Origin of the sequence: Pseudomonas sp. BF-B-26, from assembly GCF_019956495.1 — a bacterium.
Classification (GTDB): Bacteria; Pseudomonadota; Gammaproteobacteria; order Pseudomonadales; family Pseudomonadaceae; genus Aquipseudomonas.
On record NZ_JAHBDP010000063.1, the window covers coordinates 19,040 to 42,879 of the forward strand.

General features: G+C 56.2%; 38 protein-coding genes. 24 read left to right on the forward strand and 14 right to left on the reverse strand.

Annotated elements, in window-relative coordinates; genetic code table 11:
- Positions 1-14 precede the first annotated feature (14 nt).
- From KGB03_RS09995 to KGB03_RS10040, 10 genes are all read right to left on the reverse strand, one after another.
- A complete protein-coding gene (locus tag KGB03_RS09995) occupies positions 15-476 on the reverse strand; it encodes a hypothetical protein (protein ID WP_223526955.1) in 462 nt (153 codons plus the stop codon).
- The gene (locus tag KGB03_RS10000) at positions 473-715 is read right to left on the reverse strand and encodes a hypothetical protein (protein ID WP_223526956.1); all 243 of its coding nucleotides are present in this window, start codon (positions 713-715) and stop codon (positions 473-475) included. Before KGB03_RS10000 ends, KGB03_RS09995 begins: the two co-directional genes overlap by 4 nt.
- Before the next feature lie 2 nt (positions 716-717).
- Complete coding sequence (locus KGB03_RS10005) at positions 718-1,380, reverse strand: lambda exonuclease family protein (protein WP_223526957.1); 663 nt, start codon at positions 1,378-1,380, stop codon at positions 718-720.
- Positions 1,380-2,369, reverse strand: a complete 990-nt coding sequence (locus tag KGB03_RS10010; RefSeq protein ID WP_223526958.1) for a RecT family recombinase — start codon at positions 2,367-2,369, stop codon at positions 1,380-1,382. Before KGB03_RS10010 ends, KGB03_RS10005 begins: the two co-directional genes overlap by 1 nt.
- A 53-nt stretch (positions 2,370-2,422) precedes the next feature.
- Positions 2,423-3,544, reverse strand: a complete 1,122-nt coding sequence (locus KGB03_RS10015; RefSeq protein WP_223526959.1) for a hypothetical protein — start codon at positions 3,542-3,544, stop codon at positions 2,423-2,425.
- Between the two features lie 155 nt (positions 3,545-3,699).
- On the reverse strand, positions 3,700-3,894 hold the full coding sequence (locus KGB03_RS10020) for a hypothetical protein (RefSeq protein WP_223526960.1): 195 nt from the start codon (positions 3,892-3,894) through the stop codon (positions 3,700-3,702).
- Complete coding sequence (locus tag KGB03_RS10025; RefSeq protein ID WP_223526961.1) at positions 3,891-4,124, reverse strand: hypothetical protein; 234 nt, start codon at positions 4,122-4,124, stop codon at positions 3,891-3,893. The genes KGB03_RS10020 and KGB03_RS10025 overlap by 4 nt, the downstream gene beginning before the upstream one ends.
- Positions 4,121-4,369, reverse strand: a complete 249-nt coding sequence (locus tag KGB03_RS10030; RefSeq protein WP_223526962.1) for a hypothetical protein — start codon at positions 4,367-4,369, stop codon at positions 4,121-4,123. The genes KGB03_RS10025 and KGB03_RS10030 overlap by 4 nt, the downstream gene beginning before the upstream one ends.
- A 21-nt stretch (positions 4,370-4,390) precedes the next feature.
- Complete coding sequence (locus KGB03_RS10035) at positions 4,391-4,642, reverse strand: hypothetical protein (protein WP_223526963.1); 252 nt, start codon at positions 4,640-4,642, stop codon at positions 4,391-4,393.
- A 700-nt stretch (positions 4,643-5,342) separates the two neighbouring features.
- Positions 5,343-5,642 carry a hypothetical protein gene (locus KGB03_RS10040; protein ID WP_223526964.1) on the reverse strand — a complete coding sequence of 100 codons (300 nt, stop codon included), beginning with the start codon at positions 5,640-5,642 and terminating at the stop codon, positions 5,343-5,345.
- 334 nt (positions 5,643-5,976) lie between these two features.
- Here KGB03_RS10040 and KGB03_RS10045 point away from each other — a divergent pair, with 334 nt between their 5' ends.
- Positions 5,977-6,288, forward strand: coding sequence for a DUF1654 domain-containing protein (locus KGB03_RS10045; protein ID WP_223526965.1), 312 nt, complete (start codon positions 5,977-5,979; stop codon positions 6,286-6,288).
- Between the two features lie 92 nt (positions 6,289-6,380).
- Here KGB03_RS10045 and KGB03_RS10050 read toward each other — a convergent pair whose 3' ends face one another.
- From KGB03_RS10050 to KGB03_RS10065, 4 genes are read right to left on the reverse strand one after another with little or no spacing between them, the layout of a single operon-like run.
- Entirely contained in the window at positions 6,381-6,908 is a 528-nt protein-coding gene (locus KGB03_RS10050) for a hypothetical protein (RefSeq protein ID WP_223526966.1), read from the reverse strand.
- On the reverse strand, positions 6,902-7,240 hold the full coding sequence (locus KGB03_RS10055; RefSeq protein ID WP_223526967.1) for an STAS-like domain-containing protein: 339 nt from the start codon (positions 7,238-7,240) through the stop codon (positions 6,902-6,904). Before KGB03_RS10055 ends, KGB03_RS10050 begins: the two co-directional genes overlap by 7 nt.
- Positions 7,237-8,277 (reverse strand): ATP-binding protein, encoded by a 1,041-nt coding sequence (locus KGB03_RS10060; RefSeq protein ID WP_223526968.1) that lies wholly within the window; start codon positions 8,275-8,277, stop codon positions 7,237-7,239. The genes KGB03_RS10055 and KGB03_RS10060 overlap by 4 nt, the downstream gene beginning before the upstream one ends.
- A 50-nt stretch (positions 8,278-8,327) precedes the next feature.
- Positions 8,328-9,200, reverse strand: coding sequence for a helix-turn-helix transcriptional regulator (locus KGB03_RS10065; protein ID WP_223526969.1), 873 nt, complete (start codon positions 9,198-9,200; stop codon positions 8,328-8,330).
- A 107-nt stretch (positions 9,201-9,307) separates the two neighbouring features.
- Here KGB03_RS10065 and KGB03_RS10070 point away from each other — a divergent pair, with 107 nt between their 5' ends.
- The 23 genes from KGB03_RS10070 to KGB03_RS10180 all read left to right on the forward strand — a co-directional run bounded on the left by KGB03_RS10070 (position 9,308) and on the right by KGB03_RS10180 (position 23,840).
- Positions 9,308-9,514 (forward strand): Cro/CI family transcriptional regulator, encoded by a 207-nt coding sequence (locus KGB03_RS10070; RefSeq protein WP_192416167.1) that lies wholly within the window; start codon positions 9,308-9,310, stop codon positions 9,512-9,514.
- Between the two features lie 35 nt (positions 9,515-9,549).
- A complete protein-coding gene (locus KGB03_RS10075) occupies positions 9,550-9,753 on the forward strand; it encodes a hypothetical protein (protein ID WP_223526970.1) in 204 nt (67 codons plus the stop codon).
- Between the two features lie 21 nt (positions 9,754-9,774).
- Entirely contained in the window at positions 9,775-9,966 is a 192-nt protein-coding gene (locus KGB03_RS10080; protein ID WP_223526971.1) for a hypothetical protein, read from the forward strand.
- Between the two features lie 187 nt (positions 9,967-10,153).
- A complete protein-coding gene (locus tag KGB03_RS10085; protein WP_223526972.1) occupies positions 10,154-10,585 on the forward strand; it encodes a phage regulatory CII family protein in 432 nt (143 codons plus the stop codon).
- A gap of 204 nt (positions 10,586-10,789) precedes the next feature.
- Complete coding sequence (locus KGB03_RS10090; RefSeq protein ID WP_223526973.1) at positions 10,790-11,653, forward strand: replication protein; 864 nt, start codon at positions 10,790-10,792, stop codon at positions 11,651-11,653.
- On the forward strand, positions 11,643-12,449 hold the full coding sequence (locus KGB03_RS10095; RefSeq protein ID WP_223526974.1) for an ATP-binding protein: 807 nt from the start codon (positions 11,643-11,645) through the stop codon (positions 12,447-12,449). The genes KGB03_RS10090 and KGB03_RS10095 overlap by 11 nt, the downstream gene beginning before the upstream one ends.
- Positions 12,449-12,676 (forward strand): hypothetical protein, encoded by a 228-nt coding sequence (locus tag KGB03_RS10100; RefSeq protein ID WP_223526975.1) that lies wholly within the window; start codon positions 12,449-12,451, stop codon positions 12,674-12,676. Before KGB03_RS10095 ends, KGB03_RS10100 begins: the two co-directional genes overlap by 1 nt.
- On the forward strand, positions 12,669-13,139 hold the full coding sequence (locus KGB03_RS10105; RefSeq protein ID WP_223526976.1) for a hypothetical protein: 471 nt from the start codon (positions 12,669-12,671) through the stop codon (positions 13,137-13,139). Before KGB03_RS10100 ends, KGB03_RS10105 begins: the two co-directional genes overlap by 8 nt.
- Positions 13,136-13,711, forward strand: coding sequence for a recombination protein NinG (locus tag KGB03_RS10110; RefSeq protein WP_223526977.1), 576 nt, complete (start codon positions 13,136-13,138; stop codon positions 13,709-13,711). Before KGB03_RS10105 ends, KGB03_RS10110 begins: the two co-directional genes overlap by 4 nt.
- Positions 13,708-14,385 carry a hypothetical protein gene (locus tag KGB03_RS10115; RefSeq protein WP_223526978.1) on the forward strand — a complete coding sequence of 226 codons (678 nt, stop codon included), beginning with the start codon at positions 13,708-13,710 and terminating at the stop codon, positions 14,383-14,385. The genes KGB03_RS10110 and KGB03_RS10115 overlap by 4 nt, the downstream gene beginning before the upstream one ends.
- A gap of 152 nt (positions 14,386-14,537) precedes the next feature.
- Positions 14,538-14,909, forward strand: a complete 372-nt coding sequence (locus tag KGB03_RS10120) for a hypothetical protein (protein ID WP_223526979.1) — start codon at positions 14,538-14,540, stop codon at positions 14,907-14,909.
- Positions 14,910-15,284: 375 nt separating this feature from the next.
- Positions 15,285-15,617: an MFS transporter gene (locus tag KGB03_RS10125; protein WP_223526980.1), complete on the forward strand. Its 333-nt coding sequence runs from the start codon at positions 15,285-15,287 to the stop codon at positions 15,615-15,617.
- Positions 15,614-15,958, forward strand: a complete 345-nt coding sequence (locus KGB03_RS10130; protein ID WP_223526981.1) for a hypothetical protein — start codon at positions 15,614-15,616, stop codon at positions 15,956-15,958. The genes KGB03_RS10125 and KGB03_RS10130 overlap by 4 nt, the downstream gene beginning before the upstream one ends.
- Complete coding sequence (locus tag KGB03_RS10135; RefSeq protein ID WP_223526982.1) at positions 15,955-16,452, forward strand: DUF2514 family protein; 498 nt, start codon at positions 15,955-15,957, stop codon at positions 16,450-16,452. Before KGB03_RS10130 ends, KGB03_RS10135 begins: the two co-directional genes overlap by 4 nt.
- A gap of 52 nt (positions 16,453-16,504) precedes the next feature.
- On the forward strand, positions 16,505-16,693 hold the full coding sequence (locus KGB03_RS10140) for a hypothetical protein (RefSeq protein ID WP_223526983.1): 189 nt from the start codon (positions 16,505-16,507) through the stop codon (positions 16,691-16,693).
- Entirely contained in the window at positions 16,694-16,945 is a 252-nt protein-coding gene (locus KGB03_RS10145; RefSeq protein WP_223526984.1) for a hypothetical protein, read from the forward strand.
- Between the two features lie 89 nt (positions 16,946-17,034).
- On the forward strand, positions 17,035-17,571 hold the full coding sequence (locus KGB03_RS10150) for a hypothetical protein (RefSeq protein WP_223526985.1): 537 nt from the start codon (positions 17,035-17,037) through the stop codon (positions 17,569-17,571).
- A 68-nt stretch (positions 17,572-17,639) separates the two neighbouring features.
- Entirely contained in the window at positions 17,640-18,263 is a 624-nt protein-coding gene (locus KGB03_RS10155) for a putative metallopeptidase (protein WP_223526986.1), read from the forward strand.
- Between the two features lie 31 nt (positions 18,264-18,294).
- Entirely contained in the window at positions 18,295-18,756 is a 462-nt protein-coding gene (locus tag KGB03_RS10160) for a DUF2280 domain-containing protein (protein WP_223526987.1), read from the forward strand.
- Positions 18,743-20,044, forward strand: coding sequence for a terminase large subunit domain-containing protein (locus tag KGB03_RS10165; RefSeq protein WP_223526988.1), 1,302 nt, complete (start codon positions 18,743-18,745; stop codon positions 20,042-20,044). Before KGB03_RS10160 ends, KGB03_RS10165 begins: the two co-directional genes overlap by 14 nt.
- The gene (locus KGB03_RS10170) at positions 20,041-21,456 is read left to right on the forward strand and encodes a DUF4055 domain-containing protein (protein ID WP_223526989.1); all 1,416 of its coding nucleotides are present in this window, start codon (positions 20,041-20,043) and stop codon (positions 21,454-21,456) included. The genes KGB03_RS10165 and KGB03_RS10170 overlap by 4 nt, the downstream gene beginning before the upstream one ends.
- Entirely contained in the window at positions 21,431-22,516 is a 1,086-nt protein-coding gene (locus tag KGB03_RS10175) for a minor capsid protein (protein ID WP_223526990.1), read from the forward strand. The genes KGB03_RS10170 and KGB03_RS10175 overlap by 26 nt, the downstream gene beginning before the upstream one ends.
- 595 nt (positions 22,517-23,111) lie before the next feature.
- Positions 23,112-23,840, forward strand: a complete 729-nt coding sequence (locus tag KGB03_RS10180) for a hypothetical protein (protein ID WP_223526991.1) — start codon at positions 23,112-23,114, stop codon at positions 23,838-23,840.

Below are 23,840 nucleotides of genomic sequence, written 5' to 3' on the forward strand. Positions count from 1 at the left end.
CACGCGGAAGCGTCTCACGCTGCTACCTTGACCTGATTCCAGGCTCCGACCGCTTCAAATATCCGCGCAGCGTGAGCCTCGTCGAGCGATATGGATTCAGGAATCGCGATCCAACCAGAAGCCACCATCTGGCTTTGATTGGCGGAGTCACGCAAATTCTTGTAGCAATGCTCGATCACGTCTTCCAGATGGTCGGAGAGATAGACGCCGTCCGGCGCCACCTCAATCGACTTGCTGTAGCGGTCGCCGCGGGCATCAATACAGAGCGCGCTGAGGTAGATCGTCCAGCGGTGGGGGATGCCGCACACGGCCTGGCCAATCTTCCCGGGCGCGATGTTCTTCAGCGACTTGTAATTGATCATGCCCTGATGGCCGCTGGGATCGATGTTCACCACTGCGACTTGGTTGGTGTTGAGCAGTGCCCGGCACGATCGCTCGACTCGGGCGCGCATGTTGTTGGGTTTGCGCTTGCTCATAGTGAGTCCGCCATTTTGCGAAGCGCCAACCGCTCAGCCCGTGTCATCGCCTTGGGGCGGCGTTTGAGGACGGTGTCTGGATCGATCTTTGTGGAACGCTCAGCAGGTGGTGGATTGATTTGAGCGGGCTCCGATCTGGTGAAACGCCCGCCCGCGGCCAGGTGCTGTTCGACCTGGCTGGAAAGCTCCAACGCTTTCTCGCGCCGGAACTCGATGTCGTATTTAAGATTGCTGATCATGTTCAAGCTCCTAAGCGATGGGCTTGCGCCCGGGCCTTGTCCGCGACCTCATCGACCATGCGATTCAGCTCCAGATTGAACTGGACCAGCTCTTTGTGCAGGTTTGCGATGTAGTCTTCGTCGCGGTGAATCGTCTCGATGTAGAGCTGGCACTCTTCATCTTGGCGAGAATCGAACGACAGAAAGTCCCACCATTTCCGGCCCGTAACGAACATGCAGCCTTGGACCTGCGGCATGTGTTCCTCCGGCATGCCTTCGAGCCAAGTCCTGACGTGTATCGCCTCGTTGAATGGACACTTCGACTCGGTGCCCCCGTCATCGTTGATCAGGCCGTCTGGCGAGCAGCCGAGCCAGTCGTACTTCGGGTGGACAATGAACGCGGACGGTACGACGATGTTGCCGGTCAACATCTCATAGGCGTCCTGCGCCTTCTGCTCTTCGGTGTGGCCCCACTTCATGGAAGCACTGCTGACGTTGTGTTTCGACTTCTTTGCCAGTCGCTCGAAGCACAGTTCGCGCATGTAGGAGGTACGCGCTTGCATCGGCTCGCGCTTGCCATTTTTGTCGGGCTTACCCCATGCCACCACGTCTTTAAACCGGCTGGCGGTTACTCGCCCAGATCGGTCTGCATTCCACTTCTCAGTGCCTTGAAGTTCCGTTCTCACTACGCCGCTTCCTCGGCCTGAGACAGGTCGTCGTGGGTGCTAGTTATGTCTGTGAAGTCGCCATCAACAGTTGCCGCCATGGACTTGAGCGCTTCATGGCACTCCAGACCGATTGCTGCGCGCTGCTTCGGCTTGAGACCTGCCCAAGCTGCCGCATAGGCGTCGATGTCCTGCTGTTTCGCGACGGCCAAAAGGTCGGCGAATACTCCGTCGATTTCCGGTGAGGGGGATTTCGGACCGAACGACACAGCGGTAGCGGCGGCGGTGTTTGAAGCCTGCTTCGCAGGGGTGATATCGATTTCGCCGCCGTACGAGTCTTCGAACTCATCGGGTGTATAGACGCCGAGGATGACGTCAGGGCAGAAGAGTCTCGCCCATTTTTTCGTCACCAGGTAGGCAATCTGTTGCTTGGGGTCTTCCGCCCAAAGCGTAGAGTTCCGCGTGCGGACCTGGGTGAGCAGTAGCTCCAGAACGCGCGGCTCGTCTTCGCCTTTGAAGGTTGCCCAAACTTTAATCCCGAGACCTTTCTCATCGTCAAAGCTCCAGCCCGGAACCCGGTACTTTTTGAACTCGCCAGTGTCCTCGTCCTTCTTGGTCTTGCTGGTGACTTCGCGCATCTTCCCGATGACGTTTTCCCAGCTGCCGAACCACTCGAAGTTCAGGCGACCCTTGACTGGTGCCTTGGCGGTGATCACTGCGTTGACGAGCTGCGCCTCGTAGCTCAGGGCGCCGCCGTTGACGATGAACGTCTTCTGCGCAACAGCGAAAGGGTTCATCTGCCACTGCATTGCTTGTAGCACTACCGCCATGCAGTCAGCTTGATTGCCCTTCAGATGCTTGGGGACTGTTGTCACGCCCTTCGACATCATCAGCGCGAGGTCGCTCATCGACTTCATGGTGCCTGGATCGAGAATGAGCGCTGCTGCGTTGTGCGATGGATCGTGGTACGTGGCGAGGCCGGTTGGTGCTTGGGTGTCTGAATCGTTCATTGCGCTCTCCGTGGCCGACAAGGAGTGAGTCGACCTTTAGATGGAAAGGGTGGTTAGAAACGGATGGCTTGAAGCCAAGCGCGAGCAGTGCCGAGGTCCACGTCGAAGCCTAGGGCTACCACCTCGACAATGTCGTCAACCGATGGCGCGGTCGTGGTCACATCGTCCGATTCAGAGGCGACCGCATGTGTGCAGATGGGGGCGATTTCAACCTTCTCTGCAACCAGAGCCGGAGTCACGGCAGTTAGTGGTGCCGGTGCGGCAGCTTGTGCGCGCAGGCGAGCCAGTTCTTCCTGGTCGCGTTGGTTCTGCTCGTCCTTTAGGCGCTGAGCGTCTTGATCGCGCTGCAGTTGCTCGCGCTGCCGGTTCAATTCTGCTTGCTGATCTGCAATGCGCTGGCGATCTTCTGCTGCGATCCGTTGGCGTTCCTTCTCCGCGTTCTCATCGGCGATGCGCTGCTTCTCGCGCAGCTCATCAAGTTCTTTCTGTTGGGCCAGCAGCTTGGCGGCAGCCTCTTCTCGTTCAACGGCAGACCTGTGTAGCGTTTCAAGCTGCTCAATAGCGTTGTCGCGAGCGATGGTGCCTTCAGCTTCGAACTCAGCATATTCTTCGGGCAGAATCACCGACTCCTTGACGCTTTGCAGGACGCTTGCGACATCAGCAGCGCTGCGGCTTGCATATGCAGCAGCGACAGAACTAAAGCGGGTAATCTTCGTCCGGATAGCTTCGACACGTTCAGCCTCGACACGCTCGCGCTCGGCTTTGGCGTCAGCTACGCGTTTTTCTTCGGCCTTGATTGCTTCGTCAACAGGCGCCTCGATTGCCAGGACTCGATCCTTCAGGGCCTCGCCGAATTCCTTAACCTGGTTGACGCGAGCCTGGGCATCTTTGACTTTCTGTTGATATGGAACGAGCGCCGTCTTGGTGGTGTTCGCCAGGGCGTAGCGCACGTCGCGGATATCAACGCGAACTTCCTTCGCATTCGCCAAACCTTCGCTGGTCGAGCAGTCAACGACCAGCTTCGCGTAAGTGGTCTCCAGACGAACGATCTGTTCCTCGTGCGGCCGATATTCGGCGATGTCGGTGACGGCAACCGCAGGAACTACAGATTTTTGTACGTCGTCGGTTTCGCTCATTTCGAGCGATTCTTGTGCTTGTTTAGTATTTGCGGACATGACAGTTCCTTGCGGCGCGGTGCGCAGCTTTGAAGGTGTGGGTTATTGAGTGAGCTGGCCGGAGTAGGCGCTTGCCAGCATCCAGGCGGTGAAGAAGAGTAGGGCGATGGCTGAGCCTCGCCAGAACCAAAAGCGCTTTGCGCGCTGATAGGAAGTCATGGCCGAACCCTCACCGCGATCCGGCCGCCTTTCATGGTTGCCGCCAGACGGCGCGGTAGGCTGGCGACCAGAGCTTCGCGAGACTTGCCAATCACCTCGTTGAACGGTAGGCCGAAACCCAGCAGGATCAGCTTCGATTCGATCTCGTCGAGCTGCTCGTCGATTAGTGATTTAACTGGTGCGGTCGTCATGCTGCAGCTCCTTGCCGGATCGATTCGTTATAGGTGGCGTAGATCTGGTCGATGCGCGCCCTGTAGTGACGCTGCTCGCCGTCGTCGATGACGCGCAGCAGGTAGGCCAAAGTGATAGCCGATGTCGCCGCCGAGCTGGCGTTTGGCTGGCCCAAATCGCGGATCATGTTGTCGATCTCGCCTTCGATCCAGGTGACCGCCGTATCGTGGTCGCGTTGTTGAGTGCTCACGCTGCGCCTCCTTTTGGCGGACACACCATTTCCATTTGAGCCATGGTTGCGGTAATGCGCCGCTTCAGGCTTTTGCGCTCTTCAATTGCACGGGCGGCACGATCAGCCAGCGCCTGAGTGCGCATCTGTACGGAGGCTTCGTAGTCGTGGAACTCGTCGGGCTTCGCTTTCTTCTCGCGACCCCACGCGTCGTAGCGCCTATCCCACTCGCGGGCTTGCGCACCGTCTGCATAGCTGGTTGCCATGGTCGCCTCCAGAGTGGCGGGTTAAGTGACTTTCGCTTCGCCGGTGAAGGTGTCGATGACCGCCTGACCCTGGTCCTGCACATCGAGGAACAAAATGTTCGCCGGGGGAAAGATGTCGACACGGCCGTCCGGATACTCGACGACCGCCACGGTGTAGTTTCCAAAGCCGGTATCAGCTTCAATCGTGTCTACACCCCAGTGATGGAACAGCGCTTTACCAGCGCTCTTGAAGCCGGAGCGGGAATTGCCGATTCGAGTCATTACTGGGCGCATCGCGAATACCTCTGTGGTTGATCCAACAAAACTCGGCTGCGACCTCGCAGCACGGCCAGCTACCGGAGGGCGCCGTGGGAAGTCGCATGCGGGATTTATCGGGCGGGAAGGGTGCCCAGGCCCGCTACTGGCGACGGCCTGGGTTTGCAGCATCAAGTTGTCTTCGTGCGCTGGGGTGGCCTACCGGAAACCCGGCCGATGCGCGGTGGCATCGACGGCCTACTGTCCGCTGCCTGTATGGGTGTTGGGCGCAGCCTTCAGGCTTGCTGTGCCACGCGGGGAAGCGTTGGTCTATTTCATGATGGTCATCCTTCAATGCGCGCCGTTGGCATTTTGGCGGGCGCTCGCCGTTCTCTGGTTTGTTGCATGCAGGTGGCCGGTATAAGCCGGGGATTCGTCCGCATCGGAGAGTGATCGAAACACCAGGGCGCAACCCCTGCTTGTTTCCCGCCGCGTTTATAGTGTTGGCCGTCTCGCTCATACCGGCTCAGGACATTTCCGGGGCTTTGCGATCCTAGCGCTGCAGCCCGCTTGGGCACGCTTCGATCACTCTCCGATGCGGCCTGGTGCTGGGGATGCAGATGGCCAAATAAGGCCGCTACGTCTATTTGTTGAATGCCTCAGCTCCCGCTGGTCCGAGGCCACGTCCGCTTTCATCTGCATCCGTCTGCCCACTCGCTGAATGGACAGAGGTGATGCTTCAGCCTTCGCAAGACCATTGGTGGTGGTTTGCGTGTTCCTCGCTGCAGAACGGCAGGGATTGCTGCCGAACGTATTTCTTCTGGCGCACCGGGTCGTAGGCCTGGTCGATGATGGTTTTGTAAACCACCGGATCGGCAGGCTTTCCGCAGCGGGTGCATTTCGTTGTTGTCGCTGGTTGATCCATTTCTGTTGCTCCGGTTGTTTTCCCAATGCACCCGTCACCAGGTGCATCAGTGAAAATTTCCGTTTCTCCACCACGCGCATTGCCGGATTCATATCTCTGGCCGTCGTCGCACATTTCGTGTTCGGTGCTGGTACGGCTGGCTTGCGTGGTTTCGCGTACTCACATCAGGTGAGCACGGCCAGTTCCAGAGCTGGCGTGGCATCAACTATTTATTGCTCGCTCTTACCGGCTGAAACCCGGGGTAGTCGATGGCGAGGATCCTGAGCTGTTAAAGAGCAGCGGATCTCTCGACCCTTCGCAGCCGGTCCCGATGTGGGGACTGGGTTGCGATGGATGTAAGTTAACCGGCGGTTTATATCCAGTCAATACCGGCGGTTAATTTATTTTGCGATGTGATGACGTATGCTTCTACGTAACCTGTATATATAACCAGTGTTTAGGAGGCGAGATGGCAAAGGCGAAAAAACAAGAAAAGCAGGTAGAGCGGCTGGAGATGAGCGGGATTGAACGGCTGGGGCTGCGCGTCTCGTCGATGATCAATCACCCTGTAGCGCAGATTCAGCGCTGGGTGACGATCCATCGCCTGGACACGGATGGAGATCGGGAGTGGGAGGAGGTGGTGGGGCTGTTAAACGAGACGGATGGCATCGACATGGCAGTCAACGACGATGAGTCGGTGACGCTAAAGTGGGAGGCGAGCGCGGAAGAGGATCGGACGGTAGAGGTTTATGAGCCAGTCGAAGAACCGGCGCAATTCTGACGGGCACAAAAAAGCCCGCTTTTTGGCGGGCGACTTCCCATATAAAGCTATAAGCTTGTATAGATTCCTACCCGAAGCTTTGTTGCTAAGTTTTAATAAGGAGCTTTTGTGAATCTGCTACCAGACATGTAGCGTGTCCGTAAGAAGTCGTAAATATTCGTGTAAAGTGTCATGCTTAGATAGTTGATCTCTAATACCCTGGCCACCTTATCTTCGACTTGCTGAGCCATTTCCGAGTCGAACGTGGAGCGATCCCTGATTTGAGCAATAAGATCAATTATGCAATCTTCAAATCTAGCGTGGTCGATATCCAAAAACGCAGATTCGCATTTCTTATTGAGAAATTGGATCTTTTCTTCAATAAAATCACATCTAAAATTAATGAATGCATTGAATAGCCGAGGCTTAGCATGATCCTCTGCCGCCGCTGTGTCCCGCCAGAATTTATTGTTTTCGTCAGCAACCTCTTGAAGCATTTTTTCAATTGATGCAGTGATTGTGTTTACTTCGCTTTGTCGTGCGAGAGATCTTGAGTTTAAGTAAACGAAGATCCAGCCAATTAATGCAAACGCAGCGGTAAATAGGCCTGCTTGAGACAGCTCAGATAATGTCTTCAGCACTTTTCCAGCCTCCTTGCCTCTGCTTCGTCAATATATTTATAAATGTTTTTTATTACGCTCTTGAATCTAAATTTGTAAGTTATGCGCCGAACTACTTCGTCTTTTGTCCATCCTTCATGATCTATGAGACCGGCAAAGGACTCATCTGCAAATGAAGAGCCACAGCCTTTTGCTCCATCAAAATCAACTAGGACCTCTTCATGCTCGGCTAAAGCAGGCAAAAGATGTTCTTTCCGAAATTTTTCACCATTCAGCTTGCCGTCCTTATCGTTTCGCCCATGAGGCATGTCACCGAACTCGGTTGCGACAAATATGGTGTGCGGCACGCTCATTTCTTTGTCTCCAGTCTCAAATTCCATTGTATCAATGTGCCAGGGAAGCGCAGAGGAAGCTCCCTCAGGTCGGTTGTATCACTTTCGCTGTAAAAAGCAAAGTCTCCAAAACCACTGTAGATAAGCATAGTTCCCATAGGGTTAGACTGAACGAATTCTTTCGCCTCCGAAAGCCCTTTACCCCTATTGTCATTTTTAAATCTAGAATTCCCATACTCAACTGCAAGTTTGATACTAAGTGCGTCAGCAGGAATCTCGTGCACTGTTCCTTGAGCGTCTACAAGTGCGATCTTATACCAAGACTTCTTTTGGAGCGTATAGGGTATTCCGGCGCCGCGGTCGTAAACTACGATGAAGAACTGATCGCGAATACGTTCAACGTTGATCCACCAGTGAGCGAGCTCAACGTCTATTCCGTTTTCAAAAAATGCCTCATCATAAGCATGTTGCCAGACATTGCTCACAGACTCTGTAATAGCATTATATGCTAGCAAGTCTGATTCATCATCCAAGCCAGATTCTAAAACTGTCGCTTGAGCATACTCAACAACTTTTCTCAGTTGGCTTTCATCACCAGCTTTAGTGGCTGCAAGTGACGCAGTGCAGATTTCCAGTTCCTTTTTTAATTTTTTGTATTCTGGCATCAATTCGTTTTGATTTGTTATATCCCAGAATCCCGCTTGCCATAGTGATATGGAAACTTTTTTATTTCCACATGTTGTGAATTTTATAATATCTTTGTCTTCGGTTCTAAGCTGTATGATCTCTATGGTTGCATACAGGACTAAGAGGGCTGCCGTTTTAACTTCGTAAACATGGTTCATGTCAATAAGAATTTTTGATGTTTTTGACAGCGTTTCTAATTCGGATATGAACATAAAAAATTGCAGGTAGTTTTTTTCAAAAAAACTAAGTGAAGAGGGTGGTGTAACTAATGTCCTGCCGAGTAACACAATATCAGAGTTTCCGATGAACTCTTTTCTTATCAATAAGTCCCGCCCCCATGGCCCCGACTTTTTCTGCCAATTTGATTTCAATTGCTGATTCCTTTCAAATTATGGTTACCGTGCCGCGGCGTGGTATAGCGCTATACCAAGTGAGCATTCCAAACGAGCAGCACTCGTGCATGGATGAAGGTCTCATCGGCCCTGATCGTTTGCGGAGGATGCCTATCGTTATCGGAAAGCATCTTGATCTGATCATCACCAATCCACTGAAGACGCTTGATGTACAGGTGACCTTCCCAAGAGAACATGTAGATCCCATCTCCTGAGAACTCGCGGACGCTGACATCGACCAAGAGCGGGTCGCGGTGCTTGATCGTCGGCGCCATGGACTGGCCCCAGCCCGTAACCATCTTCAGGTGGAAGTGTTCTTTGAATTCAACGCCCATCTCGCGCAGGTGCTGGGGACTCACGCGGACGTCCTGAAACATCTCGGGATAGTCGTGAGGGATCTGCCCACCACCCATTGCAGCCCGCACGTCGTAATGGGCAATCCAAACCTCGTCACCCACCACGCCAGGTCGGTAGTAGTCGAGTTCGATGACGCCTCCGCCATCGTCGGCTTCAGCGGCTGCAAGTAATCGTCTGCGCGCAGTCTCAGAAAGCGATTTCCCCTGCTTCTCTAGCATTTGACGAACGATGTCTGAAGCTGTCGCACCTGGCACGGAAGCGTTCGTGCGCTCAGCACCGCTGGTGAGCCCGCTGATCTCCTTCGCAAGTCTCTTGCTGAATCTCTCAACAGGTACATCAAGCAGGCGAGACAGTACCGCCGCAAACTTTACGTTCAGCGGGTTGGTGCCGTTCAGGTACATGGCGACAGCGGCAGCAGAAATATCAGCTGCTTCTGCAAGGCTCGCTTGAGTGAGGCCAAGGGCGTTTTTTTTCGATACGAAAAGCGCCTTCGCGGCGTCGCACTCAGCTTTTAGCTCTGGGGACAGTTCTTTCTTTTTGCTCATCCGTGAAATTTAACCGTTGGTTAATTTATTTGCGGCAACCGGCGGTATTGCTAGAAACCTAACCGGCGGTTAATATCGTTCTCGAAAACACCATTCGAGAATCCAGAATGAAGCAGATCCCTCTTACAGAGCTGGTTGCTACGAAAGGGCAGGCCTTTGCGGCCAAGGCTCTGGGGGTCAGCCCTGCCGCAATCAGCAAAGCCATCGCGGCCGAGCGAAACATTTCAGTCACCTGCAACTCGGACGGGACTTTTGAAGCGCATGAGCTCAAGTCCTTCCCGGCGCAGGCAGCCCTAAAAAAATCCGCCGCCTAACCCAGCACCGTCACCCCGAAAGCGGAAGTGAACCTATGGCCTACGACGACAAAGCGCATCGGCACGAGCACCAATTGAAGGTGCGGCTCGATGACGAAGTCTTCCAAGAGCTCAAGGACGTGGCTCGCGACATGAAGCTGCAACACAGCGTGCTCAGCCGGGAAATCATCGAAGCGGCGCTTGAGGTCAGGCGAACCCTGGGTGAGTTGCCGTTTGAGCTTGAGAAGCGACAGGCCTGAAAAGGAAACAGAGGGGGACTTATGCCCGACGCAGTAGTGGATCTCAGGAAGAACACAACTGAAGAACTGGCGCGTTGGGCGCTTGAGATGGGGATCACCCCAGATGCATTGGCCACCGAACTTGTGCGAATGGCGATGCCGGGGCTCAAGAAGGCGATGTGTGATTCAGCAAAGCCCGACAGCAACATCCTGACCTTCGCCATCAAGCGATGAGTTCCGCCCCTTATTAGGGACTGGAGAGCGAGAAGGGCAGGCCGGTGACAGTTTTCAGATTTGGTGCTGGTCCCTGGTTCGGGACTGGAAGAAGAAAGGGTCACGGGTTCATCCCTGATCAGTTGATGAACGAATGATCGCGGAAGTAGTGGCTCGGTGCCACGCGAGAAGAAGAGAGGATTTCGCAATGGAAGAATTTGAAAGAACGCTGCACCGGGAAGTGAAGGCCGACGGTGGTACTGCGCTGGCTAAGCGGATGGGCGTGAACGAAACCACGCTACTGGACTGTGCGAACCCAAATCGGGCGAATCACAAGATGAATATCCAGATGCTCGGGATGGTTCTGACTCATCTGCCACTTGAAGGGCGCCTGAGCGTGTTGAGCGCACTCACCAACCAGTTCGAATGTGACGTTGTGCTGCGCAAGCGCCCAGAGCCGAAGCCACTCATGGCTGCCCTATGCCACTTGACCGCCGAGTGCGGAGACGTAGGCCGGCTGATTTTCGACGCCGCCTCTGACAACCACATCAGCCAGCACGAAAAAGCCCAGGGCGATAAAGCCATCCAGGAAGCCATCGACGCGCTGCACGTGCTGCGCGAATCGCTGAAGGCCGCCTGATGAATATCGAATTCACACAAAACGCAGGCGAAAAAAAACCGCCAGGCCCGGCGGTTTCTTCAACTGCGTACAACGTAAAGCATCTGTGAGGCGAATCATGCAGAGTTCTAGCGCTTCTGTAAATACCCCAACTAGTGTCGCGACACGTTTTCATTATTCGCAAAACGTGTCGCGTCTCAAAATTCGCTCTCAGGGAGTCAAGCAATGACCCCCGACAACATCATCCAGCTGAACAGCAGCAGGGGATTCACCCGTATGGACAACAGCCTGATGGAGGCTTTGGCTACGGTTGACCTGCCAGCGCGCGAACTGCGCGTTCTCATGGCCATTGCACGGCAGACCATCGGCTATCAACTCGAAACCAAGCGCCTGACCGCCGACGATATCGGCAAGCAGACCAACATGCGCCGAGACGTCACGTCGAAAGCGATCAGTCATCTCCTTGAGCGTCGAATCATTTTCCGGGTAGGGGGAAGCCGAGGTGATATCGGGATTTCCCCTATTCGCGAGTGGTCCTTCTATGAGGAAAAACCTGTAAATCTCACTGAGACCAAATCGTCTCACTCAGCCCAAATCGTCTCACTGAGACCTGATGCGAGTGAGACCAAAACGGCAACTTGCCTTCTTTATACAAAGAAAGAACCCCTATTAACTCTTCCTTCGGAAGAGATTAATCCGCCCCAAGAGCAACCGGAACAACCGAAGCCTGATCGCAAGGCTCCGTTCGGCATGACCCAGCTGCTGGCCGACAACCCGCACAACGTCCCTGAACAACTGCTGGCCGACTGGCTAACCCAACGCAAGGCCAAGCGCGCCGCCGTCACCGCAACCGTCTGGTCAACCGTCAACGCTGAACTGGCCAAGTGCGTCGAAGCCGGGATCACCGCCGCCGACGCGATCACCGAGGCGCTGACTTCTGGGTGGCAGGGATTCAAGGCGTCCTGGGTGATCAAGCGCATGGCCGAGTCGGCCCCGGCACCGGTCGCTCAGTCCCGTCACACCGGCTTCGATGACCGCAACTACACCGACGGACTGATCCAGCGGGAGGACGGTAGCTATGCGTTCTGAACCAGTACAACCGACCCCCGAGCTTCCGCCAGGAACTCGCATCCAGCCCGCCGATTGCGAAACCCACGGTGAATTCGAGCAGAAGATTTTCTCGGTCATCGGCCGCGAGCTGAAGACCGGCTGCCCCGAGTGCTCCCGCATTGCCCAGGAAGCGACGGAAGAGTCTGAGCGCCAAAGTAAGGCGCTGATGCTCCGCATGGCCATGGAGCGCAAGCTTGGCTCGGCGCTGATCCCGAAGCGCTTCGCTGGCAAAACCTTCGAAGGCTACATGGCCACCACAGCCGAGCAGCACAAGGCGCTGAACACCTGCCGCCGGTACGCTGCTGAGTTCTCGCTGATCGCCGAGTCGGGCCGTTGCCTGTTGCTGCTGGGCAAGCCTGGCACTGGCAAGACTCACCTATCCGTGGCCATCGCAAACGAGATCATGGCCAGATCGGGCGCCACCGCCGTGTACCGCACTGTCGGCGCCGTGCTGCAAGCGATCCGCGCCACGTACGACCGGACCAGCGAGCAGAGCGAAAGCCAGATCCTGTCGAGTCTCGTCAGCCCGTCGCTGCTCATCCTCGACGAGATCGGCGTCAGCAAGGAAAAGCCCAGCGACTTCGAGCTGACCACGCTGTTCGCAATCATCAACGGCCGTTACGAGGAACAGCGCCCGACGGTGATCGTTTCCAACCTGGATGCCAAGGCATTGCCGGCCGCGATCGGCGAGCGGTGTGCGGATCGTTTGCGGGAGGGCGGGGTAATCGTCATTCCGTTCGAGTGGGAATCTCAGCGCGGCAAGGAGGGGTTCTGATGGCTATCGACAAAGAGAAATTGAAGGCGTTGCTCTGGGCTGAAGCAGCCTCATTTCGAGCCGACTGCGCTGACTGGAAGCGCAACACCGAAGCGCTGCAAGACTTCCTTGGCGAGAAGACCGTCGAGGAAGTGGCGCTGGAGCTGCTGGCCGAGAACGAACGGCTGACAAAGCTGGTGGGGGAAGCCATCGATGGATTGGCAAGTAGGGTGGCCGGACATGACTGACAAAATCAGCGTTAACAGCCAGGCCAAGCTCACCGAGGCCATCACCAGCCTGACCACCATGTACAAGGACAAGAAGTTCGTCGTGGTGTCGCTTCGCCCGGGCAAGGACCGCACCCTTGACCAGAACTCATTGTGGTTCGGGATGTACAAGCGCATTGCCGAGATGACCCAGATCGGCGATGCGGCGGATGCGCGGCGCTACTGCAAGCTGCACTTCGGCGTGCAGATCCTGCTCAACGAGGACTCGGGGTTCCAGGCTGCGTGGTACCGGGTCATGCGCCACCTGCCCTACGAGGAGAAGCTGGCCATGATGGGCGAGTGCAAGCTGTTCGGTCCGGATGGCTTCCCCGTTACCAGCCTGTTCAACCGTGCCCAAGGCATCAACTACACCGACCGCATCGCCGCGTTCTTCACCGGCCAAGGCGTGGTGTTTACCGATTTGCTCAGCAAGGAGGCTGCATGATCGCCAAACAACCCAAGCCCAAGAAGTGCAAGAACCCGGCGTGCGGGGGCAGCTTCCCACCGCAGCGCCTGGGTCAGGCCGTGTGCAGCCCCAAGTGCGGCCTGGCCATCAAGGATGTGAATCAGGAAAAGGCGCGCAAATCGTTGGCCGATATCGGCCGCAAGGAAATCCGCGCAGCCAAGGAGCGGATCAAGCCCAAGGGTCAATACATGAAAGAGGCCCAAACCGCATTCAACGCCTGGGTTCGTGAGCGTGACGCGGCTCTGCCGTGCATCAGCTGCGGCCGACACCACCAGGGCAAGTACGACGCCGGGCATTACCGGACTGTAGGGAGTAATCCGGCGCTGCGATTCGAACCGCTGAACTGCCACCGGCAATGCTCGCCATGCAACACGCACAAGTCCGGCGACATCGTGAATTACCGCATCGAGCTGGTGAAGCGCATCGGCGCTGACAAGGTGGATTGGTTGGAGGGGCCGCACGACCCGAAGCGCTACACCATTGAAGACCTGAAAACCATCAAGGCCGATTACCAGGCGAAGACCAAAGAACTAAAAAAGGAAGCAGCATGAAGCTGATCAACGCAAGACAGGTATGGACAGAGTCGCAGCACGAATCGAACGCGTCGATCAGCGCTGTGGCAATCGACAAGGCTGAATCGGCACCGGTGAAGGCCGGCAACCGCATGCGTCGCCATGAGGCCGTGTTTGCCGCCCTGGGCGATGACAAGGAAGAACGTATCCAGATCGTTCGACAGAAAATCAGCATCAGTGAGACGCGCCGCACACCGATTGGCCGATCCACCGCACGCGCAGCGCATCTAGCCACCATCGGTAAGGTCCTGCGTGCCATCGACACACTGCCGTTCCAGGTGCAGCAGTTTGGGCATTACCTCTACCACCCGGCAATGACCATGCGCCACGTCATGAACGCTGTGCTGCTGATCACCGCCCACGCCAAGTTGCCAGACCTGACATCGGCCAAGCGCGTGAAGGCGCAGTACCTGGTGACTCTGGCGTTGCAATCGTACAAGGGCGAGGTCGTCGGGGCGGCAGAGTGGGGGCCGGCAAGGGTTGCCGCGGAGATGAAAACCTTCTTCGGGGTGACGATCGATCCGAAGAACTGGACGCGCGACTGGCTCGAACTGTGGGAATCCCTGAAAGAAGTGATCAAGGAAGTGGATATTCAGGCTCAACAACCGGTATGGCAGGTTATTCACTCGGAAAAAGAAGAAGAGGCGGCATAAACATATTGACATGACGGGGAATTGCGCGTACTTTTCCCATAGTGCGCAATTCACGCAACACGCACACGAATACCTGAACCCGGCCATCGAGCCGGGTTTTTTATTTTCCGCAGTCATGGCACAGTCATCCTAATTTCAAGGGAGTGATGTGCATGGAGATGTGGGAGCTGGTTAAACGAATTCTGGCCTCCGCCAATGAGGGGCAATCCTTTACTCCGTCACTCGCGGGGTCTGCATACCGCAGACATCTCGAGAGTCTTGGAGAAAGCGACCTTCCGTCAACGGAAGATGTTCGTCATTGGGCGGAACAGCTAGCAGAGCAAATGGAGTTCGTTGGCCTAATTGAGAATGCCTCAAATCCCAATCGTGGCGTTGGCATTCTTGGGGCGGTACGGAGAACCGAGTTCGGAGATGAGCTTTACGATGTGCTACAAGGCTCCAACGTGGTCTTACTCTTCGAGTCAATGCAGGCCACGATTGATGCTGGAGAGATCCGTAGAATTTTGCATCAACTAGAATCTTGAGTTCTCATACTTTTTAGACCCGGCCAAGCGCCGGGTTTTTATTGCCTCAATTTCACCTGTAGCCAGGGCAACCTTCGGGAAGGCCTGGACACTGATAAGCCGGCAAGTGCAGTGACACGAGAAAACACCGGCAGCCCGCGCACCCTGGCCGTACATGCTCCAGGGTTGCGCGAGACTGGATCTGCGAGATCGACGCAAAGGGGCGTCGACGCAGTGAAGGTCTTTGGCTGGCAGCGTGGGAAGACACGCAAACCTATTCAGGGCCTCGACATTGATCGGGGCTTTTTCGTTTTCGACTCCACCACGCCCATTGCTCCGAGCTGGGAGTGCTGCTGGAGCTGATTCAATTCACGTCATGCCAACGGAGTCGAGCGCATGGAGCTTCTCTACCGCCTGCTCGACAGGTTGGATACATGGTTTACAGCAGGGCTATTCGGGGCAATCGCTGCGAGCTGGTGGCACCGGGACGACCTGGTAGACCGGAAAGCCTGGGTGATCTTCATCTTCTCGGGCGCTGCATGCGCCCACTACCTGACGGGTTTGGTCAGCACCTACCTTGGCGTTGTCGAGCCTCGCAGCGTTGCCGGTATCGGCTTCCTGCTCGGCACCTTCGGCGGATCGCTGATCGCGGCAATCACCCGAGCCATCAAAGCCGCTGATCTCTGGGCGTTCATCCGCCAGCGGTTCGGGGGAGGCAATCCACCATGAACTACGAACTGATCAATTCCATCGCGGTCGGCCTGATTTCGTTGTGGGCGACCTGGTGCGTACTGAGCGGCAAAGTCAGGGACGGTATCCTCGGCAAGCTGATCTACTCGACGATCGCCATCAGCGGTTTCGTGGTGATGGTTCGGAGTCAGAACATCTTCTTCGGCCCGACCACAGCAGGGCTGACGCTGCATGTGTCTCTGGCCCTGGCCGGCGTCCGCCACATCTTCATGGTCACGTACTGGCAGCCGGTGAAAGCATGGCTCTGCCGGACGCTGAACTGCGAGCACTGCATGACCTGCGACAAGGTCGGCAAGGCATCAGAGAGAAAGACCCCGTGACTCTTCTTCGGATGGTCCCGATCTGGTTGTGGGTTGTCCTGGCTGCGCTGGCATCCATCAGCTACCTCTCGTGGCGGCTGGATACCGTGAAGGCTGATCGTCAGCTCGTTGCAATTGAGCGGGACACGGCCAATGCCAGGGTGACGTCGCTTGGCAACACTCTTCGCCTGCAACGACAAATCACTGATGACATCAACCGAGTCTCCGATGATGCGAAAGCCAAGACTGAACACATTACGGCTGCCGTTGTTATTGCTGATGGCCGGGCTCGCAGCCTGCAGCAGCAAATCACCGACCTCGTTGCCAGCCGAAAGTCCTGTACTGCCGAGGTTGCCAGCGGAAGCAAGGCAAGAGTCGACCTTACCGTTCTGCTCGCCGACCTGCGTAGAAGCGCTGACGAAACAGCGGGAAGACTGGCAGAGGCGCTTGATCGAAGCCGAATAGCTGGGTTCGCGTGTGAGGCTGCTTACACGGCCGCCCAGAGCATCAAGTAGCCCGCGACACGTTTCGCGAATCAGTAAATTGTGTCGCGACATTGGAGTGAGCATGACCAACGTAACCCGCCTGCATCACGCACTGCCGCTGAGTCCCGCCATCAACCAAGCGATCACTGAGCTGGATAGCACGATTGCCAAAGCGATTGACGCTGCCAAGGCCGCCGGCCTCCCTCAAGGATTGGTCGTATCGCTCCTGCACGGGCACGCCCTAATGCAGACCAACATCATGGTGAGCTGAATGACCGTCAAGGTTCTGGAGTTTAAGCGTGAAGGATGGCAAGACGCTGTCCGTACGCTGCGCAAGATTGCCGATGACCTTGAGTCGGGTGAGCGTGAAGCCTGCTCGGTGGGTGTGATCGGCGTGCTCACAGAGAGCGGCCGCATCGACGTGTACGGGTTCGACCCGATGGCCGACGACATGCAGTCGCTAGCATTACTCCGGTTGGGTGAGCAGAAGCTGATCGATGTGTTACCGGAAGTTATCCACTAAGTTGAATAAATTACATACGCAGCCTGTGGAAAGTTCTGAAAAGATCGCTAGGCTCTGCTTGATTTCGAAGTCAAGGAGAGGCTAATACCATGCCCAAAAAAATGAATTTTGCGATTGCCGTACTCTGCTCTATGTCTGTCGAGTCTACTTTTGGAGCCGGCGCTGACAGCTACCCAAAAGTCACAAAGTACCAACTCGCATTTGAGAATAAAAACACTACTGATGAGCAGATGAATGCAGCGTTAGAAGATTATAAAGAGGTAAGCGTGTTCTGCCGAGATGTTCACAATCTCTACGAAAAAAACTCAAAAAGAGCTGAGAGCTGGAGACTTGGGATCGGCCTCTCTGGTGGGGTGCTGGGAGTCACAGGAGCGATATTGGCTGCGGCTGGCACAGGCGGTATTGCCGGAGGTGTAGCTGCCGGTCTTGCAGGCGTTGCAAGCACAACCTTGGGAAATGCTAAAGACGGTCCGCTTGATACAAGCTTCTATTCCAGTCAGCGTGCACTTATCGCAAAATCAATAACCACATCCGCAGTGAAAATTGAAAGCTCTAACAGCGCTATCGAAATTCATAAAACTACGCTTGCTCTGGCGGCTTTGTGTTCCACGCCGGCTCCAGCCTAATGCGCATGCATAGAACCTTATAAACGCGATTGAATACAAATTGAATTGATTGGAATGGAGGGCGCCGATTGAACAGGCCGTACCCATCCCCCTCGCCAATTGACCTTTCCGAAAAGTCCGACCTCAATATTCGCCTAACTCCAGCGCCTGAGGTCTGGGATTGGCTCCAGACCGAGATCCTGGCTGACTCCGGCAGCATTCATAACGAAGACCATGCCCATCTACTGGATGCAGACATCCAAGTTATGTGGGCGTCGTCGAGCTTCAACAAGCAAGGCCGCACTGTCTTGGGCCAGGCCGAGCAAGTGGCGTTCCGCGCCGGTGGTTGGCAGAAAGCCCGGATGGAACAGCAGATGCGTGATTGGTTCGGGGATGTGCCGGCCTTCATCATCACCTTGGCTGCTGATTACTGCTCGACATGCAGCGACGCTGACTTCTGCGCCCTGATAGAGCACGAGCTTTATCACATCGCCCACGCCAACGATAAGTACGGTCAACCAGCCTTCACCAAGGAGGGAGCGCCGAAGCTTGAGATGCGCGGACACGACGTAGAAGAGTTCGTCGGTGTCGTCCGCCGTTACGGTGCAAGCCCTGACGTTCAGGCGTTGGTGGATGCCGCAAACAGTCCTGCTGAGGTGGGGAAATTGAATATATCGAGGGCCTGCGGAACCTGTCTGCTCAGATCGGCCTGACCCCTGACAGACCTAAGACGGAATTTACCCTATGGCAGCCCTGAACAATGAGGTGAAAGGCTTCATGGTTCAGGCCTTGGCGTGTTTCGACACTCCTTCGCAGGTTGCAGCGGCTGTCCGAGAAGAATTCGGCATTGAAGTCACTCGTCAGCAGTGCGAGGCCCAAGACCCCACCAAGCGCGCCGGAAGAGATCTGGCGAAGAAGTGGGTGACGCTGTTTCACGACACCCGCAAGCGCTTCCGCGAAGAGACAGCTGATATCCCGATCGCCAATCGTGCCTTCCGCCTCCGTGCTATGAACCGCTTCGTGGAGAAGGCCGAGACGATGAAGAACATCGGCTTGGCCATGCAGATTCTGGAACAGGCTGCGAAAGAAACTGGTGACATGTACGTCAACCGGAATCGCAAGGATGAGCCTGACGACGAGCCGGCAATTCCGACCCGTATCCAGGTCGACGTAGTGGATGCGAGGAAGCCGAATGCCGAGCCTTAACGTTCCGCAGTCTCACTTCCTCACGCTGCCACACAAGTTCCGCGCATTCGTTGCAGGGTTCGGCTCAGGTAAGACCTGGGTGGGATGCTCGGCGCTGTGCAAACACTTCATGGAGTGGCCCGGCGTGAACGCTGGCTACTTCGCACCGACTTACCCGCAGATCCGGGACATCTTCTATCCAACGGTGGAAGAGGTGGCCCATGACTGGGGACTGAAGACCAAGATCAACCAGGCGAACCACGAGGTTCACATTTACAGCGGCCGGCAGTATCGCGGCACTGTCATTTGCCGGTCGATGGAGAAGCCGCAGACCATCGTCGGCTTCAAGATCGGCCATGCGCTGGTGGATGAGCTGGACGTGCTGACGTCGATCAAGGCGCAGCAGGCCTGGCGCAAGATCATTGCCCGGATGCGTTACAACCTGCCCGGACTGAAGAACGGTGTTGACGTAACCACGACGCCGGAAGGCTTCAAGTTCGTCTTCCTCCAGTTCGTGAAGCAGCTGCGCGACAAGCCGAAGCTGAATGAGATGTACGGCCTGGTGCAGGCGAGCACGTTCGACAACGAGCTGAATCTGCCAGGCGACTACATCGAATCGTTGATGGAGTCGTATCCGCCGCAGCTGATCCTCGCCTACCTGAACGGCCAGTTCGTCAACCTGACGTCCGGCTCGATCTACCACACGTATGACCGCAAGCTGAACCAGTGTTTCGACACCGTGCAGGCGGGCGAACCACTGTTCATCGGCATGGACTTCAACGTCGGCAAGATGGCGGCGATTACTCACGTCAAACGGGAGCAGGGTCTGCCCCGTGCAGTCGATGAGTTGATGGATGGCTACGACACGCCAGACATGATCCGTCGCATCAAGGAGCGCTACTGGGAGCACACCGGCAACGACTACAAGAAGACCTGCGAGATCCGAATCTACCCGGATGCCTCTGGTGATTCGCGCAAGTCGGTCAACGCCAGCGTCACCGATATCGCCATGCTCAAGCAGGCGGGTTTCACAGTTATCGCGCCGGCGGCTAACCCGCCAGTCAAGGATCGGATCAACGCCATGAACGCCATGTTCTGCAACGCGCAGGGTGAGCGGCGTTACCTGGTCAACCCGTTCACATGCCCGACCTATGCCGACGGCCTTGAGCAACAGATCTGGGCGCCCAACGGCGAGCCGGACAAGAGCCAGGGCAACGACCACGCCAACGATGGGGGTGGTTACTTCATTCACCGCGAGTACCCGATTATCAAGCCGGTCACCGCTATCAAAATGGGATACGCCCGATGAGCAACGACGTCTCCTTCAAGCGGGCGGACTACATCGAAGTGCTGGAGCGCTGGGCTACCGTGCGCGATATTTGCGCCGGCCAGCATCGGGTTGTTTCTCGGCTGCCGTACATCAACGCACACGACAAGTCGCCGGAAAACATCGACCGGAACAAGTCCTACCGCGAGCGGGCGGTGTTCAAAAACGCCACCGGCCACACACGCAATGGCTTGCTGGGCCTGGCCTTCCATAAAGACCCGACGCTCACCGCGCCGAAGAAGCTGGAGTACCTGCAGGACAACGCCAACGGCTCCGGGGTGAGCATCTACCAACACTCGCAAGGTACGCTGGAAAAGGTGCTTGAGGCGGGCCGCCACGGCCTATACGTCGATTACCACCAAGATGACGATGCTGGTGGTCACTCGGTGATCCTGTCGTACTGCGCCGAGGACATCATCAACTGGCGCACCGGCATGGTGAACGGCCACAACGTGCTGACGTTGGTCGTGCTGCGTGAGATGCCGGAGGTTGAGGACGGCTTCGGATTCAAGGTGGTCGAGCAGTTTCGTGAGCTTGCGCTTGAGCCTGAAGGTTTTGTCTGCCGAGTTTGGCGTCGCTCTGGTCCGAGAGGTGGTGGCCCACTTGAGGTCACGAACACATTTATTCCGGAGGGCATAACCGGGCGCCTCAAAGAAATCCCGTTCACATTCGTCGGTGCACAGAACAACGATCCAACAATCGACGAGTCACCGCTGTACGACATCGCAATGATCAACCTGGGGCATTACCGCAACAGCGCTGACTACGAAGACAGCGTCTTCTGGTGCGGTCAGGCTCAGCCATGGATATCCGGCCTGGATGAGCAGTGGCGCGACCATATGGAGAAAAACGGCGTTTACGTTGGCTCTCGGGCGCCGATGCTGCTTCCGGCTGGCGGCCAGTTTGGGTACGCGCAACCACTGCCGAACACTCTGGTGAAGGAGGCCATGGCCGACAAGAACCAGATGATGATCGAGCTGGGCGCACGAATGGTCGTCGCTTCATTGGCGGCCAAAACGGCTACCGAATCTCGCGGCGATCAATCTGCGTCGACATCGGTGCTCGCCGGCTGCGTGGCAAACGTCAGCGAGGCATACACCCGGGCGATCATGTGGTGCGGCCTTTACATGGGCATCACCGACAAGGTCGCATACCAGGTTAATCAGGAGTTCGTCGAGCTGACGGCTGATCCGCAGATGATCACGGCCTTGGTTGGCTTGTGGCAGAACGGTGGGTTCGCGAAGGCGGATCTAAGGTCTTACCTGCGCAAACTGGGCTTGATTGCCCCGGAGCGTACAGACCTGCAGATCGATGGCGAGCTTCAAGAGCAGAGCGATGGCTTGGGCCTGGATGATGAGGTAACACCAAATGGCGGCAAACCAAGCAATCCTTGACGCCACGATCCGGCACGCGGTCTTCCTCGAAAAGCTGAAGACGGGGGAGGTCGGCAAGTTTGCACCTTTCCTCAAGGAGATTGACCGCTCGATCCGCGACCGACTCACCCAGTCGGACCTGACCGAGTACAACGTCAAGCGCCTGGAAACGCTGCTGAAGGAAGTCGACAGCCTGTTACTGGGCATCTTCGACCGCTACAGCGTGCAACTGAACCTCGACCTGATCGACATTGCCAACTACGAAGCTGAGTTTGAGGCGACGAGCTTGGCCAGGTCGGCGCCGGTCGGCGTGTCGCTCGATGTCGCGGCTCCCACAGCAGCGGCCATCAGAACAGCAGTGCTGACGAACCCGCTCAGCGTACGCGGCGCCGGCGGCGGGAAGCTGCTGAAGGCTTTCATCAAAGGTTGGACCACTGCCGAGCGTGAGCGCGTCACTGGCACGATCCGGCAGGGCTTCTTCGAGGGGCAGACGAACTTCCAGGTGATCCGCAACATTCGCGGCACCAAGGCTGCGAGGTACAAAGACGGCGTCCTAGCAACGACCAGCCGCAACGCCAGCACGGTCGTCCACACCGCCATTCAGCATGTGTCGTCACAGGCTCGCATGGAGGTGGCCAAGACCAATACCGACGTGGTGACCGAAATTGAAATGGTCGCCACCCTGGACAGCAAGACCAGTCAGACCTGCCGCTCGATGGATAAGCAGCGGTTCCCGGTCGACTCAGGGCCGCGTCCACCATTCCACCCGAACTGCCGCACCACGTTCATTCTGCTGACCAAGCTGAGCGATATGTTCGCAAAAGGCGCTACACGGGCTTCGGTTGGAGTGGACGGTGGCAAGCAGGTTAGCGCAGACCTCAGCTATTACGACTGGCTCAAGCAGCAGCCAGCGGCATTCCAGGATCAGGCAATAGGACCAATGCGGGCGAGGCTGTTCCGTGAAGGCGGCTTGTCTCTCGAGCGCTTTTCCGAACTGCAGCTTGATCGGAATTTCAAGCCGTTGACGCTCGCGCAGATGAAAGAGCTAGAGCCGTTGGCATTTGAGAAGGCTGGAATATAGCTAGACGAGTATCGAGACTGATATAAAACGCTCGTTATGCCAGTCAGTTACAACAACATCCATTTGCCCAAGGATTCAAAGCATCAACATGCCAATACTTGAAGATGACGTTAAAGCCTCAATGCGGGATTACCTTATTTCAATGGGCTACACGTCTGTCGATGCCAAGATGGGAACCCGCCAAGGATATGACGTTGAGGGTATTGAGCCCATCAGTGGAGAGCGCCTAGTCATTGAGTGCAAAGGGGAGGCAGGGACGGGCAGTCAACATGCTAGATCCTGGGGTAACGTTGCCAGTGCAATATTGACCTCCTTGAATGAAGTTGAGGCACCTCAAAATACGAACAAAGTAGCAATTGCTCTGCCAGACACCCCGGAGTACAGAGGGCGAACAACTCATCTACAGACTTTCTTTAAACGACAAAATATCAGCGTTTTCTGGGTTTCAGATGGAGGCAAGGTTTTGGAGTGGTAAGCCTTTAGAGCGTCACAATTACAGTCGTCGCGAAGCGTGACGCACATATAAGCCTCGGCATTAGTCGGGGCTTTTTTATGCCTGCAAAGCGGGCCGACTAAACCCAAGGGGTGCATCAACGTGGCAGAAGAAACCGAAATCGACCTGGAAAATCCGGCAATCAAGGCCGCTATCGCGACTGCCGTTGAAGCATCCGTCTCCGGGCTGAAAACCAAAAACAGCGAGTTGCTGGGTAAGCTGAAAGACACAACCGGCAAGCTGACCCAGTTCGAAACCCAGTTTGAAGGAATCGATATCGACGCCGTCAAAGGCCTGTTGAGTCGGGCCGGCCAGGACGAAGAAACCAAGTTGCTGACCGAGGGCAAGGTGGACGAAGTCTTCAACCGTCGGACCGAACGCCTGCGCGCTGATACCGACAAGCAACTGAAAGCAATTACCACTCGGGCCGAAAAGGCCGAAGCATTCGCCGCCAAGTTCCAAGGCAAAGTCCTGGGCGACTCTGTGCGCGGCGCAGCACTGAAAGCCGGCGCTCTGCCGGAAGCAACCGACGACATCATCCTGCGCGCCAAGGGCGTGTTCTCACTGAATGAAGAGGGCGAAGCGGTCGCCGTCGATGAGTCTGGCCAGACCATCCTCGGGAAAGACGGCAAGACCCCTCTGACCCCGCTCGAATGGGCGGAATCACTGCGCGAAAGCGCGCCTCACCTGTGGCCAAGGGCTTCAGGGACACAAGCCCCGGGCGGGGGTAGCGGCCAGGCTGCATTCAAACGCTCCGAAATGACCTCCGAGCAAAAGCGCGACTTCCAGCGCAAGCACGGCCAAACCGCATACCTGCAATTGCCTAAGTAA

Bases quoted from the DNA above. Each gene is read 5' to 3' on its own strand.
- KGB03_RS09995 (WP_223526955.1), bottom strand. From the start codon at position 476: ATGAGCAAGCGCAAACCCAACAACATGCGCGCCCGAGTCGAGCGATCG.
- KGB03_RS10000 (WP_223526956.1), bottom strand. From the start codon at position 715: ATGATCAGCAATCTTAAATACGACATCGAGTTCCGGCGCGAGAAAGCG.
- KGB03_RS10010 (WP_223526958.1), bottom strand. From the start codon at position 2,369: ATGAACGATTCAGACACCCAAGCACCAACCGGCCTCGCCACGTACCAC.
- KGB03_RS10015 (WP_223526959.1), bottom strand. From the start codon at position 3,544: ATGTCCGCAAATACTAAACAAGCACAAGAATCGCTCGAAATGAGCGAA.
- KGB03_RS10020 (WP_223526960.1), bottom strand. From the start codon at position 3,894: ATGACGACCGCACCAGTTAAATCACTAATCGACGAGCAGCTCGACGAG.
- KGB03_RS10030 (WP_223526962.1), bottom strand. From the start codon at position 4,369: ATGGCAACCAGCTATGCAGACGGTGCGCAAGCCCGCGAGTGGGATAGG.
- KGB03_RS10035 (WP_223526963.1), bottom strand. From the start codon at position 4,642: ATGCGCCCAGTAATGACTCGAATCGGCAATTCCCGCTCCGGCTTCAAG.
- KGB03_RS10040 (WP_223526964.1), bottom strand. From the start codon at position 5,642: ATGTGCGACGACGGCCAGAGATATGAATCCGGCAATGCGCGTGGTGGA.
- KGB03_RS10045 (WP_223526965.1), top strand. From the start codon at position 5,977: ATGGCAAAGGCGAAAAAACAAGAAAAGCAGGTAGAGCGGCTGGAGATG.
- KGB03_RS10055 (WP_223526967.1), bottom strand. From the start codon at position 7,240: ATGAGCGTGCCGCACACCATATTTGTCGCAACCGAGTTCGGTGACATG.
- KGB03_RS10065 (WP_223526969.1), bottom strand. From the start codon at position 9,200: ATGAGCAAAAAGAAAGAACTGTCCCCAGAGCTAAAAGCTGAGTGCGAC.
- KGB03_RS10070 (WP_192416167.1), top strand. From the start codon at position 9,308: ATGAAGCAGATCCCTCTTACAGAGCTGGTTGCTACGAAAGGGCAGGCC.
- KGB03_RS10075 (WP_223526970.1), top strand. From the start codon at position 9,550: ATGGCCTACGACGACAAAGCGCATCGGCACGAGCACCAATTGAAGGTG.
- KGB03_RS10080 (WP_223526971.1), top strand. From the start codon at position 9,775: ATGCCCGACGCAGTAGTGGATCTCAGGAAGAACACAACTGAAGAACTG.
- KGB03_RS10085 (WP_223526972.1), top strand. From the start codon at position 10,154: ATGGAAGAATTTGAAAGAACGCTGCACCGGGAAGTGAAGGCCGACGGT.
- KGB03_RS10090 (WP_223526973.1), top strand. From the start codon at position 10,790: ATGACCCCCGACAACATCATCCAGCTGAACAGCAGCAGGGGATTCACC.
- KGB03_RS10095 (WP_223526974.1), top strand. From the start codon at position 11,643: ATGCGTTCTGAACCAGTACAACCGACCCCCGAGCTTCCGCCAGGAACT.
- KGB03_RS10100 (WP_223526975.1), top strand. From the start codon at position 12,449: ATGGCTATCGACAAAGAGAAATTGAAGGCGTTGCTCTGGGCTGAAGCA.
- KGB03_RS10105 (WP_223526976.1), top strand. From the start codon at position 12,669: ATGACTGACAAAATCAGCGTTAACAGCCAGGCCAAGCTCACCGAGGCC.
- KGB03_RS10110 (WP_223526977.1), top strand. From the start codon at position 13,136: ATGATCGCCAAACAACCCAAGCCCAAGAAGTGCAAGAACCCGGCGTGC.
- KGB03_RS10115 (WP_223526978.1), top strand. From the start codon at position 13,708: ATGAAGCTGATCAACGCAAGACAGGTATGGACAGAGTCGCAGCACGAA.
- KGB03_RS10120 (WP_223526979.1), top strand. From the start codon at position 14,538: ATGGAGATGTGGGAGCTGGTTAAACGAATTCTGGCCTCCGCCAATGAG.
- KGB03_RS10125 (WP_223526980.1), top strand. From the start codon at position 15,285: ATGGAGCTTCTCTACCGCCTGCTCGACAGGTTGGATACATGGTTTACA.
- KGB03_RS10130 (WP_223526981.1), top strand. From the start codon at position 15,614: ATGAACTACGAACTGATCAATTCCATCGCGGTCGGCCTGATTTCGTTG.
- KGB03_RS10140 (WP_223526983.1), top strand. From the start codon at position 16,505: ATGACCAACGTAACCCGCCTGCATCACGCACTGCCGCTGAGTCCCGCC.
- KGB03_RS10145 (WP_223526984.1), top strand. From the start codon at position 16,694: ATGACCGTCAAGGTTCTGGAGTTTAAGCGTGAAGGATGGCAAGACGCT.
- KGB03_RS10150 (WP_223526985.1), top strand. From the start codon at position 17,035: ATGCCCAAAAAAATGAATTTTGCGATTGCCGTACTCTGCTCTATGTCT.
- KGB03_RS10160 (WP_223526987.1), top strand. From the start codon at position 18,295: ATGGCAGCCCTGAACAATGAGGTGAAAGGCTTCATGGTTCAGGCCTTG.
- KGB03_RS10165 (WP_223526988.1), top strand. From the start codon at position 18,743: ATGCCGAGCCTTAACGTTCCGCAGTCTCACTTCCTCACGCTGCCACAC.
- KGB03_RS10170 (WP_223526989.1), top strand. From the start codon at position 20,041: ATGAGCAACGACGTCTCCTTCAAGCGGGCGGACTACATCGAAGTGCTG.
- KGB03_RS10175 (WP_223526990.1), top strand. From the start codon at position 21,431: ATGGCGGCAAACCAAGCAATCCTTGACGCCACGATCCGGCACGCGGTC.